Consider the following 13,793-nt stretch of genomic DNA (forward strand, 5'->3'; position numbering starts at 1 on the left):
GCTCTTCGTCTATTTACTTTGGACGATCGAATAAGAATTCCGGATTCTGAAGAATAGAACATCTCTATTTATTGCCTAATTTCGGGCCATCAAGTGAACTCATGGAGATGACCAATGATACAACAACCCATTCTTGTACTTGGCGCAACAGGCAAAACCGGATCGCGGATCGCGACACGTCTGGAAAAAAAAGGGCAGGCAGTCCGGCGCGCATCGCGGAACAGTGAAACGCCATTTGACTGGGACCAACCGCAGAGCTGGCCCGCAATCCTGGAAGGCGTCTCGTCTGCTTATATTTCTTACTTTCCTGACATCGCTTTTCCAGGCGCGGTTGAGCAAGTCGAAGCGTTCACAGCATTGGCTCGTGAAAAGGGACTACGGCGTCTTGTGCTGCTAACCGGGCGTGGCGAGTTGCATGCGGAACGAGCGGAAGCAGTCGTACGCAATTCCGGAGTTCCGTTCACTATCGTTCGTGCTGCATGGTTTGCGCAAAACTTCTCTGAAGGGGCATTGCTTGGTCCGGTCATGGCAGGTGTCTTGCCGATGCCCGCCGGCGATGTACGCGAACCAATCATCGACGTGGACGACATCGCCGATGTTGCCGTAGCTGCTTTGACAGAAGAAGGACACGATGGCGAACTGTACGAGGTCACGGGACCACGTCTCATGACGTTTGCCGACATGGCCGCAGAGATTTCGCGCGCCATGGGCAGGACTGTGCAATACCTGCCAATTTCATTCGAAGACTTCCACGCGGAAATCGCGCATGCGAATGGCGAGATGATGGCTGATGTGATTACGGACATCGCGCGTGAAACGCTGGATGGGCGCAATGCGAACCTCGCGGACGGGGTCCAGCGTGCGCTTGGACGCGCGCCACGCGACTTCGCCGACTTCGCAAACAAAGCTGAAATGTCTGGCGCGTGGACCAAAGCCGTATAAGCCAGGCCAAGGGACATTGGAGACAAACATGAAACTTGAAATTAGAGGCAGACTTATCTTGGGCATGTCCGGATTAACTGCATTCGCCGTAGGTCTGGCCATCACTCTGGACCCACAGTCTTTCTACGCCAACTACGGCATCGTACTCTCGCCGCAGCCAAACCTGATGAGTGAGTTGCGTGCACCTGCTGCCAACCTCTCGGTACTTGGCCTGATCATTTTAGGCGGAGCATTTTACCAAAAGCTGGTCCAGGCCTCAGCCTTGCTTGGGGCTACGGTTTTCTCAGCTTTCGCCGTGGGCAGAACAATCAGTTTCGTCCTCGATGGTTGGCCATCCGATAACATTCTTGCCGCATTTGCGATAGAGGTTTTGCTTGCGGTGTTGTGTTTGTGGGTTGTCGGTGGAAATGCGAAATCTGCAGCGCCGGCCTAAGACGGCTTTGTCCGCAAAGCAGACATTGAGTGAAACTCACTGAAAGTCAACATCGAGCCCACAGCAGAAAGGCTTGAAGGGTAGCGCGCCAACGGTCTGCTTTGCAGTTTACTTGCAGATCGGCAATTCCAGTGGTGGCTGTTTAGGCAATGATGCTCTCCAACTATTTATGATAGGTTGGAGGCTACTTTTGGGCCAAAACTTTGGTGCGCCAATCGCTTTTAGGCAAGCTGCGTTCCAATAAACTCCAGCTCGAGAAAGTGATTTTCCCTTTTTTAACGCTTTGGTGACAGCGTTTATGTCTTTGGATTCTGGGTAGATGTAGAGGGTCGTCGGGTTCCCTTCTACAAGCGCCAAAATCTCTTTTGAGGCGGATTGTGACCAGGTTGTGCAACCATTGCTACGACCACCAGTGTAGTTCACAAGTTTTCCGTATGGGACATAACCGTCGTTGTCTGCATGAGTGCTTCTAGGTTTTTTGAACCTACACTGCCACTTCAGGAAGACAGCCGGATGGCCTCCGATGGCGCGCTCGCGAGCATTGCTCGTTTCTCCTTCACCATCAAACAAAAGAAACGTGCGGTAGAAAGGCTGCGTTTTGCCGGAATGACTGTGGTAACCTTTGAAGGACGTGCGGGTTTCAGCCGTCACATAGGCACCTCCGGCGGTTAGTTTAGAGCCCTCTGCATTGCTGAAGTTCTTCGCACATTGTCGGCCATTCGAAAAATTGGCGCGCAGGAGTTTTCTGCCATTGCCATAGCCGGACGAAACCGCTCGGAAGGACTTTTGTGACTCGCAGATGACAAAAAAACGCTTGCCCGGATTGCCGTTACTTGCAGTGCTGGGGCGGGTCGCATCCTTGGCAAGGTAGCAAGGGTTCCTGACTTCGCCTCGGCGTAGTTTCTTGATGTAAAGCGCTCGTGCCCTTTCCAAAACGATTGGCGCGATTTGCCCCTCACCTGTACCGACGTGCTTTTGTAGCCACGCTGGAACATCTTGCGTTATCGCATTGGCGCGGTCCGGTAGGGTACCCACCGACATGGCGATTGTTATGACCGAGAGTGCGAGACGGAGTGAATTCGTTAGCAACGGGAGATCTCCTGCTAGAATGTCCTCGGGGTCAGTCTAACACAATTCGTAAACGCAAGGATGCTGGTCAATTGTACGAACGAAGCCTCCCGTTGCCTCAAATCCCACTTTTCGTTTGTGGAAGCTTTCTTACATCTTGGACAATAAATCTTGGGATGTTGCGTAGGTGTCTGGACATTCCGAGATTTGCTTCCAAATGAAGGCCATGATCACACGTCGAAAGCTCCTGTTGGTTACCGCAACCGCAATTTGTGCTCCGTGTATTGCGCGGGGACGAACGGTGGCGCTGAATGATGCAATCAGCGGTCTTCCGCAGTTGCATTCACTTCAAATTCAACGCGGCGACGATGTCATTTTCGCGCAGGCCCATCAGGGTGCAGGCCTGGATAGGTCGGCCAATATTAAGTCTTGTTCGAAAAGCATCGTGGCTTTGTTGTTGGGGACAGCGATTGACCGGCAGGAAATTCCATCTGTAGAATCCACCTTGCAGGAGGTCGCTCCACGGCTTTTGCCCGCTAATACGACAGCCGGTTCCGAAAGCATTACGATGGAGGATCTGGTGACGCTGCGCGCAGGGCTCGAAAGAACTTCGGGCAGCAACTACGGAGAATGGATCAACTCTCCCAACTGGATCGCAGACGCGTTGACACGACCGATGGTTGCTGAGCCCGGACAGCAGATGCTCTATTCTACCGGATCGACCCATGTGCTTGGTGCAGCATTGACCGTTGCAACCGGACAAAGCCTATTGAGACTGACGCGTGAAAGGCTGGGTGCACCGCTTGGTATCGAGATACCTGCTTGGACGAGGGATCCACAGGGCTACTACTTGGGTGGAAATGAGATGGCGATTACGCCAAGATCGATGTTGAAAATCGCGGTCCTGCTTCGGGACCGCGGGGCTTTTGCCAATAGGCAAATCATTCCTGAGCGTTGGGTCTTGGATTCGACCAAGCCACACGGCCGTTCGCCTTTCTCCGGTTTGGATTACGGCTATGGCTGGTTTTTGTCCCCTTCAGGCTATGAGTTGGCACGTGGATATGGGGGGCAAATCATAGCGGCCCATCCTGATCGAAACCTTGCTGTCGCAATTACATCTGATCCTACGCGTCCGGCGCGTTCTGGAGGCTATTTTGGAGAATTGGTCAGATTGTTAGATGGTCCGATTTTGAATGCTACCTAGACGTTTCATAAACACTGCTTAGAGTTGGTCACGCTTGGCCTGGACGGCGCTGAACTATCAAACAGCCTTCGTCTTCCGTGGGCGGTGGAGCAATAGGAGCGCCGATTAAATTGCTATTTTGAAAGGTGAAAGAGGCGGTGGCCAGCTTTACTATGTTTCCAAAATCTCGCTTTGCCGGTCCAATCATGTCGGTCAAAGATCCCGTTCAGATTTGGCTTGCTTGAGTGGCGCGATCCGTGCGCGGCATTGAGGACACTCCCAATTGGCGCAACTAAGACCGCTTCGAATTTGTCTTAGAGCAACACTCATTTGTTTCAAACGAGTTTGTAGACAGCCTAGTTTGGCGGCATAATCTCTCAACTCAGAGCTCACGAAGCTTGGTATTTAAGGTGTGTCTCGAATCGCGACCTGCCACCGGCACGAGTTGCCTAAAACAACGACGTTGAGCCCACAGACGCTTGATGAATACTGCTTTGTTTTCCTGTATTGTTCGGTTGCCAAATTTGGCCAAACGCCTCTTGGTTTTCTCGATCAGTTTTGAAAATGAAGCGAAGAAATACCTCAAGAGTTCGGCTTAGCTAATTGATTAAATAAGGATACAGGCCCGTGACCAGTCTGAAAGCAATCCACCATGCTGCAGTCATTTGTTCGGACTATGAACGGTCCAAGGCGTTTTATTCAGAGACGCTTGGTTTGAGGATTGTTGCTGAGAATTTCAGGGCTGAGCGGCAATCTTGGAAGCTGGATTTGGCGTTGCCGGACGGTTCTCAGATTGAACTGTTTTCCTTTCCCAACCCGCCCAAACGCACGTCTCGCCCCGAAGCGCGAGGTCTGCGGCATCTTGCGTTTGTTGTGGATGATATCGAGGCGCTGAAAGACAGTCTGGAACAGAAAGGTGTCCTCGTCGAAGACATCCGTGTCGATGAATATACCGGCCATCGGTTCACTTTCTTCAGCGATCCGGACGATCTTCCATTGGAGTTGTATGAAGCCAAGCCGATTGCATTGAAGTGATATGTCTCGTCTTCTAGGCTGAGCGAAGCAGGGAGGAGGGCGCATGGAAGTAAAACCTCTCACGGGTGGATTGGGTGCGGAAATCGTCGGGGCGGACATCCGGTGTGAAGATCAATTCGACGCAATTAAGTCAGCCTTCGCAGAGTATTCCGTTATCGCACTGAGGGGCCAAAGCGTTAGTCCACAAGAGCATCTGACCTTTGCGAGAAAGTTCGGCCCAATCAACGTGAACCGATTTTTCAAACCGGTTGACGGCCACCCAGAGATTGCCATGGTGTTGAAAGAGAAGGATCAGAAAGAAGCTGTGGGAGAGGGGTGGCATACTGACCACTCTTATGATCAGGAGCCTGCTATGGGCTCGATCCTGCACGCCCTAGAGGTTCCGCCCCTGGGTGGCGACACGCTGTTTGTGTCGATGGCTGCTGCCTACGAAGCTTTGTCGCCCACGATGCGTGGTTTCTTAGATGGTTTGTGGGCGGTGCATTCCTCTCGCCATGTCTTTGGCGCCAGCATCATGGACACAGAAGCCGCAAAAAGCGGCCGTTTGGGTAACGCCGAAGCTGCCACGCAAGACGCTTTGCACCCCGTGGTCATCACGCACCCTCTCAGCGGTAGGCGAGGGTTGTTCGTCAATCCCGTGTTCACGACCGAAATCAGAGGCTTGAGCGCGGATGAGTCTGCCGCGGTGCTGGGTATGATTTACGATCACTGCAAGCAGCCTGAATTCCAATGTCGTCTGCGTTGGCAGGAAGGGGATATCGCCATTTGGGATAACAGAGCGACGTGGCACAAGGCGATCAACGACTACCATGGGTTTCGACGTCTTATGCACAGGGTGACCGTGGAAGGGGTCGCTCTGACGCATTGATGCAAGTGGCGCTCGGCGAATTTCTGCGACTCAGTCAGAGTGTCGGCACGCCGTGAATCTCTTCGGTTCCCTATGATCGTTTTGGATGAGGCATCTAACGTCTCGTTTTTAGACATGTTTTCTGAACTTTAAGGCGCGCATAGAGTTTTTTCTTGCCAAATTTGGAACGTTCCACTAATTTTTTTGGAACGTTCCAATTTTTTGGTGAGGTCAGATGAATTGGGTATTTGTCGGAGCGAGCACTATAGCTTCGCAATATATGTTGGACGCGGTGCGTCAGCAGGCAAGCAACGACGTGACCTGGGTCGTCAGCAATTCCCCTGACCGGGTGCAAACATGGGCTAAGGAGCACGGAATTCCCAATGCAACCACAGACCTGAACGCGGCGCTGTCTGACGACGGCGTGAAAGCCGTCTACATTTCCTCCACAAATGAGAAGCACCATGGTCAGGCGATGGCTGCCATCGCGGCTGGTAAGCATGTTCTATGTGAAAAGCCGCTCGGGATGACGCAAGCGGAAGCTGTCGAAATGGTGCGCGCAGCCGAAGCGGCTGGCGTGACTTTTGGTACAAATCACCACCTGCGATGCTCTGGCAGCCATCGTGCCATTCGTGATCTCATTGCAGACGGTCGCGTCGGCGACGTTCTTTCGCTGCGTATACATCACGCGGTACATTTGCCCGGGAACCTACAGGGGTGGCGCATTAACTCAGCAGATGCCGGCGGCGGCGTGATCCCCGACATCGTCGTTCATGATGCGGATGTCACGCGGTTCCTGCTCAATGAGGACCCGATTTCCGTCGTCGCGCAAATGGCCAGCTCTGGGATGGGGCAGGGGGTCGAAGACTCGTGCATGTCCGTGTGGACGATGCCATCGGGGGCGATGGTCACGACGCACGAAAGCTTTACGCACCCCTTTGCCGGGTCGGGCCTGCAAGTGCACGGGACCAAGGGCTCGATTTTTGCGGATGGCGTCATGACGCAGCGCCCTGTTGGGGCAATAAAACTGGTGACTGAAGCCGGAAGCGAAGAGATTCCGTTTTCGGACCACTCTCTCTATGTTCAAGGCGTTTCGGAATTTGTCTCCGCAGCGGCGGGACAAGGCCGTCCTGCTGCCTATGGACCTGACGGAGTGAAATCGCTGTCAATCGCGCTGAGCGTTCGTGAGGCCGCAGCGTCGGGTGAACGTATCAACATAGATTATGGCGGTTTCTGATGACCAAGCTTGTTTCCGTTTCCGAGGCCGTTTCTCGTATCCCAGACAATGCTGTCGTAACCGTTTCATCGTCCTCGGCACTGGGGTGCCCTGACCTTGTGCTGAAGGTGCTAGGAGAGCGGTTTCGCACAGAGGGGCATCCGCGCAACATTACAACGCTGCACCCTATAGCCGCCGGTGATATGTATGGCGTGAAGGGCATGGATTATCTGGCGCAGGATGGATTGCTAAGCCGCGTTCTTGCCGGATCGTACCCGTCGGGCCCTTCCAGCCTTGAGATGCCGGAAATCTGGAAAATGATCGTCGAGGATCGGGTCGCCGCATATAACGTGCCGTCAGGAATTCTGTTCGACATGCATCGCGAGGCCGCAGCGCATCGGCCTGGTGTTTTGACGCAAGTCGGGCTTGAAACCTTCGTGGACCCTGTCCGCGAAGGGTGCGCGATGAATGCGCGTGGCGTGGCAACGCCCATCGTGAACCGGAGAGAGTTCGACGGTCAGACCTGGCTGCACTTCCCAAACATCAACCCGAACGTATGTATTTTGCGCGCTACCACAGCGGATGAGTTCGGAAACCTGACCTATGAGCATGAAGGCGCTTATTTGGGCGGGCTAGAGCAAGCGATCTGCGTCCGCAACCACGGTGGGATCGTGATCGCACAGGTTCAACGTGTGACTGCCGCCGGAAGCCTGCGCCCCCATGAAGTGCGCGTGCCGGGGCATCTGGTCGACCTGATCGTTGAAGACCCGGAGCAGATGCAAACGACTGAAACGTCTTATGATCCTTCGATTTCTGGCCAGATCATGCGCCCTTGGGACAGCTTTTCACTGGCCGAGCATGGCGTCGAAAAGGTCATCGCGCGTCGCGCCGCCCAAGAACTCCGCAGCGGCATGAGCGCCAACTTGGGCTTTGGAATCAGCGCTATGGTCCCGCGTGTTTTGTTGGAAGAGGGCCATCCTCAGGCGGTGACATGGGCGATTGAACAGGGGGCCGTCGGTGGTGTCCCACTAACCGGCTTTGCCTTTGGGTGTGCATCCAACGCGCATGCCTATGTGCCGTCACCACAGCAATTCATCTATTTCCAGGGCGGCGGGTTCGATATGTCGTTCCTCTCGTTCCTCGAGGTCGATGTCGAAGGCAATGTGAACGTCTCCAAACTTGGTAAAAAACCCTATTTGACAGCAGGGTGCGGCGGTTTTGTCGATATCACCGCGCGGGCCAAAAAGATCGTGTTCTCGGGCTGGTTCGAAGCTGGCGCCAAGATTGATCTGGCGGATGATGGTATCCGTGTGAATGCCCCAGGAAAATTCACCAAGATGGTGGATCAGGTCGAACATGTCACATTCTCGGGCCGCCGTGCCCGGGAAACCGGTCAGGATGTGCTCTATGTAACAGAGCGTTGCGTTATTCGCCTGACGGATCAGGGGCTGGTCGCGACGGAAATCATGCCCGGCATTGAGGTGCAGCGCGATATTGTCGAAGCTTCAGGCGGTCGCGTCAAAGTCGCGGAAAACGCGGTTCAGATGCCCAAGTCGCTATTCGCAGTTGGCTCGATGGGGATGACACTTTGAGCAAACTGCGCATTCATATCGAGGGTGCAACCGCCGTCCTGACTTTGGACAACGAGGCCAAGCTCAATGCGTTAACTGTAGATATACTGCACGCGCTGGAAGCTGGCCTGACAGAGGTCGAGCGTGACGTGTCTATTCGTGCGCTTGTTCTGACGGGCGCGGGTGAAAAAGCGTTCTGTTGTGGGGCCGATATTGGCGCTTGGGGTGGTCTGAGCCCCGCTGAATTCGCGCGCCATTGGGTCCGTGATGGACATCGCATCTTTGACCGCCTGGCGCGGATCGGCAAGCCAACAATTGCTGCGATCAACGGTCATGCGTTCGGCGGTGGGCTAGAGCTGGCCAGTTGCTGCGATCTGCGCCTGATGACCCCGCGGTCCACGCTGGCTTTGCCTGAAGCTCGGGTTGGGATTGTACCCGGCTGGTCCGGGACACAGCGGTTGACCCGGCTGATCCCCGAAGCTGCGGTGAAAGAGATGGCACTCTTTGGGCGCCGTATTGGTGCTGACCGCGCCGTGGCCTTGGGCTTTGCGACCGAGGTGACTGACGACGTTCTGGCGCGCGCGCTTGAGATCACCGCCGAACTTAGCGACCTTTCGCCTCGCGCCACCGAAATCTCAAAAAACATGATCCATGCAGCGGTCGGTGAAGACACTCATGCCGTGGTCGAAACCCTTGGTAGCGCAGCGATTGCCGCCTCAGCGGACCGCGAAGAAGGCGTTGCCGCATTCATGGAAAAACGTAACCCCACATTTTCTGGCCTTTGACAATATGAAAGATATCACCATCAACCCTGCCATCCCGTTCGAGTTGCCGCCGTTGTTCGAAGGTCGGCATCTCATCGATGGCAGGTGGCAGAATAGCGCATCGGGTGAGACGTTCGAACGGCGCTCGCCCTCGCACGGGCACATCGTCAGCCGTTCGGCCTTGGGTGGCGAGGCTGAAGCCGAGGCCGCGATCCAGGCGGCGCGCAAGGTGTTCGAAAGCGGTGATTGGAGCCGGGCATCAGGCAAAGAACGGGCCACCGTTTTGCTGAAGGTTGCCGACCTGATTGAGCAGAATGTCGACCGGATCGCGCTGATCGAAACGCTGGAAAGCGGTAAGCCGATCAGCCAATCCAAGGGCGAGGTCGGCGGTGCAGCAGACCTTTGGCGCTATGCGGCCTCATTGGCACGCAGCACACACGGCGACAGCCACAACACTCTTGGCGCAGACATGATGGGTGTCGTGCTGAAGGAACCCATCGGTGTCGTGTCCATCATTACGCCGTGGAACTTCCCCTTCTGGATTCTCAGTCAGAAGCTGCCCTTCGCGTTGGCGGCTGGTTGCACCGTTGTTGTGAAGCCGTCTGAGATGACACCGTCGACAACCTTGATGCTGGGCGAGTTGCTGGTCGAAGCTGGATTGCCCGCCGGTGTATGCAATATCGTTCTGGGCTACGGAGTTCCCGTTGGCAGTGTGATGTCGAGCCATGACAGCGTGGACATGATCAGCTTTACGGGCTCAACGGCTGTGGGCAAGACGATCAGCGCAGTAGCATCGGATACACTCAAGAAAGTCGCGCTTGAGCTTGGGGGCAAGAACCCTCAGGTCATCTTTCCCGACGCCGATCTAAATGCAGCCGCTGATGCGGTTGTGTTTGGTGTCTATTTCAATGTTGGCCAGTGCTGCAATTCAAGCAGTCGCATCATTGTGCACGAAGACATAGCCGACGATTTCCGTGAGCGTGTCGTTGCCCTGTCGCGCAAAGTCAAATTCGGCGATCCTCTGGACCAGACGACGCAGGTTGGTGCTATCGTAACGTCCGAGCACAACTCAAAAATCGACGCGTACGTCAAGCAGGCGCAGGCTTCGGGTGCAACTATTGATCTGGGTGGTGAGCCGCTGGAGGTCGAAGGCTTGGGCGCTCAGTTCTACCAGCCGACGGTGATTTCTGATGTCTCGCCCGACATGCCAATAGCCCGGGATGAGGTATTCGGACCAGTTCTGTCTGTTTTGACGTTCAAAACACTGGACGAAGCAATCGCGCTAACCAATGATAGCGCTTACGGTCTGTCGGCAGGGGTCTGGAGCGAAAACGTTCACACCTGCCTCGAATTCGCCCGTCGTGCAGAAACGGGAACGGTCTGGACCAACACCTGGATGGACGGGTTCCCCGAGGTTGCATTCGGTGGGTTCAAGCAATCCGGGCAGGGGCGGGAAATCGGACGTTACGGGTTCGAGGAATTCTTCGAAGTGAAATCAGTGGTCATGCGCATCGGCAACAACCGAGCGCCATGGGTTCCGCAAGACTAAAGCCGGGCACCGGATTGGTCCCGTATAAGAAGAACGCATTAAGGGAGGAAACAAGAATGCGTAAATTTATGAAGACAAAATCGCTGTTTGTAGCCGGTCTATTGTGCACGACCAGCCTTGCGCATGCTGAAGACGTGGAAGTTTTGCACTGGTGGACTTCAGGTGGTGAGGCCGCAGCGTTGAATGTTCTCAAGGACGACCTGTCCGGGCAAGGAATCGGCTGGACCGACATGCCAGTAGCGGGCGGTGGTGGTGAGCAGGCGATGACCGTTCTGCGGGCGCGCGTCACTGCTGGCAACGCACCAACAGCCGTTCAGGCCCTGGGCTTTGACATTATCGATTGGGCCAATCAGGGTGCGCTGGCCGATCTGAACGAAGTGGCCGCCAAGGAAGGTTGGGATGATGTCGTTCCAGATGCTCTGAAAGCCTTTGCCAAGCATGACGGCAAGTGGGTCTCGGCACCAGTCAATGTGCACTCCACTAACTGGGTCTGGGCCAACAAAGCGGTGCTGGACGCTAACGGCCTTGCACAGCCCACCAACTGGGACGAATTCGTCGCAGCGGTTGAGGCATTGAACGCCGCCGGAGTCACTCCGATCGCGCATGGTGGTCAAGCCTGGCAGGATGCGACCATTTTCGATGCGGTGGCGATGTCGACACTTGGACCCGATGGCTACAAAGCAGCCTTCGTTGACCTGGACGAGGAAACACTTGGCGGCGACGCCATGAAAGAAGCGTTCGACCGTATGGCCTTCATTCGCGACAACGTGGATGAGAATTTCTCGGGCCGAGACTGGAACCTGGCGACAGCGATGGTCATCAACGGTGAAGCCGGTTTCCAGATGATGGGGGATTGGGCCAAGGGCGAGTTCCTGAACGCGGGCAAAGTGCCGGGTGAGGATTTCCTGTGCTTCCGCTTCCCGGGTACTCAGGATCAGGTCACCTTCAATGCTGACCAGTTCATGATGTTCGATCAGGGCGGTTCGGTATCGGCTGAACAGGCCGCTCTGGCCAGCGCGATCCTGTCGCCATCCTTCCAGATTGCCTTCAACAAGGTGAAGGGCTCTGTCCCGGCTCGTACTGACGTGGACGGTAGTGATCTGGATGCTTGTGGCCAACAGGGCATGAAGGATCTGGCAGCAGCGGCTTCGTCGGGTAACTTGTTTGGCTCGATGGCGCACGGCCATGCCGCGCCGGCATCGGTGAAGAACGCGGTTTATGACGTCGTCACAGCCCATTTCAACGGTGAGTATGACAGCGAGACAGCTGTAGTCGAACTGGTCGACGCAGTTTCGATCGCCAAGTGATCTTAACGTGATCCTCCCGATGGGGCGGCAGGTTGGCCGCCCTGTCACCAAGTGGGCGTAATCGCTCCGACCTACAACTACTCGAACGAGGAGGGCGCGCCATGGCTGGTTCAGCCGACGCGGATTTCAAGACACGCCTTCAGAACTGGATTCCCAAGCTAGTCCTGTCTCCATCGATCGCGATGATGACGGTCTTTGTCTACGGTTTCATTCTGTTTTCGGTCTACCTGTCATTCACCGACAGTCGCATCCTGCCGTCCTTTGGATGGGTCGGATGGGAAAACTACGACAAACTGTGGCGGCTGAGCCATTGGGAAACCTCGTTGATCAATATGGGGATTTTCGCGAGCCTATACATCGTGATCTGCACCTGTATCGGCCTGGGTCTGGCGATCTTCCTTGATCAGAAAATCCGGGGGGAAGGGCTGCTGCGTCCCATCTACCTCTATCCGATGGCTCTGAGCTTCATTGTCACCGGTACAGCCTGGAAGTGGTTCCTTGACCCTGGCATCGGGTTGGAAAACGTTATGCACACATGGGGCTGGACCAGCTTCGAGTTCGACTGGATAAAAAACCGTGATTACGCCATCTACACAGTTGTTCTAGCAGCCGTCTGGCAGACGAGCGGCTTCGTGATGGCAATGTTTCTGGCTGGCCTGCGTGGGATCGACAATGAAATTCTGCGGGCTGCGCAGATGGACGGCGCGTCGAACTGGAACCTCTATCGCCGGATCATTATCCCGCAACTACGACCAGCCTTCTTGTCGGCCTTCGTGATCCTCAGCCACCTGGCGATCAAGACCTTTGACCTTGTCATCGCCCTGACCGGGGGTGGCCCCGGTCGCGCCACAGAACTACCCGCGACCTTCATGTATTCTTACACGTTCACGCGAAACCAGATGGGGATCGGTGCGGCCTCGGCCACGATCATGCTGATGACCATTGCCGCGATCATGATCCCGTATCTTTACGCCGAATTGCGAGAGAAACGCTGATGTCTCAAGCTACTCAGGATACCGCAATCCGAACGGGCCGCGTTACGCGCACGTTGATATATCTGGTGCTGCTTCTGTTCGGTCTGTTCTACCTGCTGCCGCTTTATGTCATGCTGGTGAACTCGGTGAAGCCATTGGAAGAGATCACCGGCGGCGGCATGATGAACCTGCCGCAGGTGTTCACGATTGAGCCGTGGCTCAAGGCGTGGTCTTCGGCGCAGATCGGCGTCGATCCGACAGGGCTGAAGCCCTACTTCTGGAACTCGATCAAGATGGTGGTTCCGGCGGTGATCTTCTCGACCATTCTTGGGGCGTTGAACGGCTATGTGCTGACCAAATGGCGTTTCAAGTACGACACCATCTTATTCGGTCTGATGCTGTTCGCCTGCTTCATCCCGTTCCAGATTGTTCTTATCCCGATGGCACGGATGTTGGGCATAATCGGGCTGGCAGGCACCACCTGGGGTCTTGCACTTGTCCACGTTGTCTACGGGATTGGCTTTACCACGCTGTACTTCCGCAACTACTACGCTGTGTTCCCGACCGAGCTGATCCGCGCGGCGCAGATTGATGGCGCCGGGTTCTTCCAGATTTTCTGGCGCATTCTTCTGCCCAGTTCCGGGCCGATCGCCGTGGTTTCGATCATCTGGCAGTTCACCAACATCTGGAATGACTTTCTGTTCGGCGCGTCCTTTGCCGATGCCAACAGCCAACCGATGACGGTGGCACTGAACAATCTGGTGCAGTCATCAACCGGTGTGAAGGAATACAACGTTCATTTTGCAGGCGCCATTCTGGCGGCCATGCCAACTCTGCTCGTCTACATCGTGGCCGGTCGATACTTCGTCCGCGGCCTGATGGCGGGTTCGGTGAAAGGATAAGA

13 protein-coding genes are annotated in these 13,793 nt (G+C 55.3%); 12 read left to right on the forward strand and 1 reads right to left on the reverse strand.

Annotated elements, in window-relative coordinates; translation table 11 throughout:
• Positions 1 to 114 precede the first annotated feature (114 nt).
• Together ACR0AH_RS00190 and ACR0AH_RS00195 are read left to right on the forward strand one after the other, a co-directional pair.
• Positions 115 to 942 carry an NmrA family NAD(P)-binding protein gene (locus tag ACR0AH_RS00190; RefSeq protein ID WP_480589761.1) on the forward strand — a complete coding sequence of 276 codons (828 nt, stop codon included), beginning with the start codon at positions 115 to 117 and terminating at the stop codon, positions 940 to 942.
• A gap of 28 nt (positions 943 to 970) precedes the next feature.
• A complete protein-coding gene (locus ACR0AH_RS00195) occupies positions 971 to 1,375 on the forward strand; it encodes a DUF4345 domain-containing protein (protein WP_170733493.1) in 405 nt (134 codons plus the stop codon).
• Between the two features lie 108 nt (positions 1,376 to 1,483).
• Here ACR0AH_RS00195 and ACR0AH_RS00200 read toward each other — a convergent pair whose 3' ends face one another.
• Positions 1,484 to 2,464 carry a hypothetical protein gene (locus tag ACR0AH_RS00200; RefSeq protein ID WP_480438740.1) on the reverse strand — a complete coding sequence of 327 codons (981 nt, stop codon included), beginning with the start codon at positions 2,462 to 2,464 and terminating at the stop codon, positions 1,484 to 1,486.
• Between the two features lie 205 nt (positions 2,465 to 2,669).
• Here ACR0AH_RS00200 and ACR0AH_RS00205 point away from each other — a divergent pair, with 205 nt between their 5' ends.
• The 10 genes from ACR0AH_RS00205 (at position 2,670) to ACR0AH_RS00250 (ending at position 13,791) form a co-directional block, all read left to right on the forward strand.
• Positions 2,670 to 3,647, forward strand: coding sequence for a serine hydrolase domain-containing protein (locus ACR0AH_RS00205; RefSeq protein ID WP_480589763.1), 978 nt, complete (start codon positions 2,670 to 2,672; stop codon positions 3,645 to 3,647).
• 606 nt (positions 3,648 to 4,253) lie between these two features.
• On the forward strand, positions 4,254 to 4,661 hold the full coding sequence (gloA2, locus tag ACR0AH_RS00210; protein ID WP_480561258.1) for an SMU1112c/YaeR family gloxylase I-like metalloprotein: 408 nt from the start codon (positions 4,254 to 4,256) through the stop codon (positions 4,659 to 4,661).
• Positions 4,662 to 4,704: 43 nt separating this feature from the next.
• Complete coding sequence (locus tag ACR0AH_RS00215) at positions 4,705 to 5,529, forward strand: TauD/TfdA dioxygenase family protein (RefSeq protein WP_480589765.1); 825 nt, start codon at positions 4,705 to 4,707, stop codon at positions 5,527 to 5,529.
• Between the two features lie 214 nt (positions 5,530 to 5,743).
• The gene (locus tag ACR0AH_RS00220) at positions 5,744 to 6,745 is read left to right on the forward strand and encodes a Gfo/Idh/MocA family protein (protein WP_480589767.1); all 1,002 of its coding nucleotides are present in this window, start codon (positions 5,744 to 5,746) and stop codon (positions 6,743 to 6,745) included.
• The gene (locus ACR0AH_RS00225; protein ID WP_480589770.1) at positions 6,745 to 8,316 is read left to right on the forward strand and encodes an acyl CoA:acetate/3-ketoacid CoA transferase; all 1,572 of its coding nucleotides are present in this window, start codon (positions 6,745 to 6,747) and stop codon (positions 8,314 to 8,316) included. The genes ACR0AH_RS00220 and ACR0AH_RS00225 overlap by 1 nt, the downstream gene beginning before the upstream one ends.
• Positions 8,313 to 9,080, forward strand: coding sequence for an enoyl-CoA hydratase/isomerase family protein (locus ACR0AH_RS00230; RefSeq protein WP_480589772.1), 768 nt, complete (start codon positions 8,313 to 8,315; stop codon positions 9,078 to 9,080). The genes ACR0AH_RS00225 and ACR0AH_RS00230 overlap by 4 nt, the downstream gene beginning before the upstream one ends.
• Before the next feature lie 4 nt (positions 9,081 to 9,084).
• Positions 9,085 to 10,608, forward strand: a complete 1,524-nt coding sequence (locus ACR0AH_RS00235) for an aldehyde dehydrogenase family protein (RefSeq protein WP_480589775.1) — start codon at positions 9,085 to 9,087, stop codon at positions 10,606 to 10,608.
• Between the two features lie 68 nt (positions 10,609 to 10,676).
• Positions 10,677 to 11,915 carry an ABC transporter substrate-binding protein gene (locus tag ACR0AH_RS00240; protein WP_480590826.1) on the forward strand — a complete coding sequence of 413 codons (1,239 nt, stop codon included), beginning with the start codon at positions 10,677 to 10,679 and terminating at the stop codon, positions 11,913 to 11,915.
• Between the two features lie 101 nt (positions 11,916 to 12,016).
• A complete protein-coding gene (locus tag ACR0AH_RS00245; protein WP_480589778.1) occupies positions 12,017 to 12,910 on the forward strand; it encodes a carbohydrate ABC transporter permease in 894 nt (297 codons plus the stop codon).
• Complete coding sequence (locus ACR0AH_RS00250; protein WP_480589780.1) at positions 12,910 to 13,791, forward strand: carbohydrate ABC transporter permease; 882 nt, start codon at positions 12,910 to 12,912, stop codon at positions 13,789 to 13,791. Before ACR0AH_RS00245 ends, ACR0AH_RS00250 begins: the two co-directional genes overlap by 1 nt.
• The last annotated feature ends 2 nt before the right edge of the window (positions 13,792 to 13,793 follow it).

This window comes from Ruegeria sp. AM5 (assembly GCF_056540645.1).

Excerpts from the sequence above, each read along its gene's own strand:
- ACR0AH_RS00215 (WP_480589765.1), top strand. The coding sequence starts at position 4,705 with ATGGAAGTAAAACCTCTCACGGGTGGATTGGGTGCGGAAATCGTCGGG.
- ACR0AH_RS00190 (WP_480589761.1), top strand. The coding sequence starts at position 115 with ATGATACAACAACCCATTCTTGTACTTGGCGCAACAGGCAAAACCGGA.
- ACR0AH_RS00220 (WP_480589767.1), top strand. The coding sequence starts at position 5,744 with ATGAATTGGGTATTTGTCGGAGCGAGCACTATAGCTTCGCAATATATG.
- ACR0AH_RS00195 (WP_170733493.1), top strand. The coding sequence starts at position 971 with ATGAAACTTGAAATTAGAGGCAGACTTATCTTGGGCATGTCCGGATTA.
- ACR0AH_RS00225 (WP_480589770.1), top strand. The coding sequence starts at position 6,745 with ATGACCAAGCTTGTTTCCGTTTCCGAGGCCGTTTCTCGTATCCCAGAC.
- ACR0AH_RS00240 (WP_480590826.1), top strand. The coding sequence starts at position 10,677 with ATGAAGACAAAATCGCTGTTTGTAGCCGGTCTATTGTGCACGACCAGC.
- ACR0AH_RS00245 (WP_480589778.1), top strand. The coding sequence starts at position 12,017 with ATGGCTGGTTCAGCCGACGCGGATTTCAAGACACGCCTTCAGAACTGG.
- ACR0AH_RS00235 (WP_480589775.1), top strand. The coding sequence starts at position 9,085 with ATGAAAGATATCACCATCAACCCTGCCATCCCGTTCGAGTTGCCGCCG.
- ACR0AH_RS00250 (WP_480589780.1), top strand. The coding sequence starts at position 12,910 with ATGTCTCAAGCTACTCAGGATACCGCAATCCGAACGGGCCGCGTTACG.
- ACR0AH_RS00205 (WP_480589763.1), top strand. The coding sequence starts at position 2,670 with ATGATCACACGTCGAAAGCTCCTGTTGGTTACCGCAACCGCAATTTGT.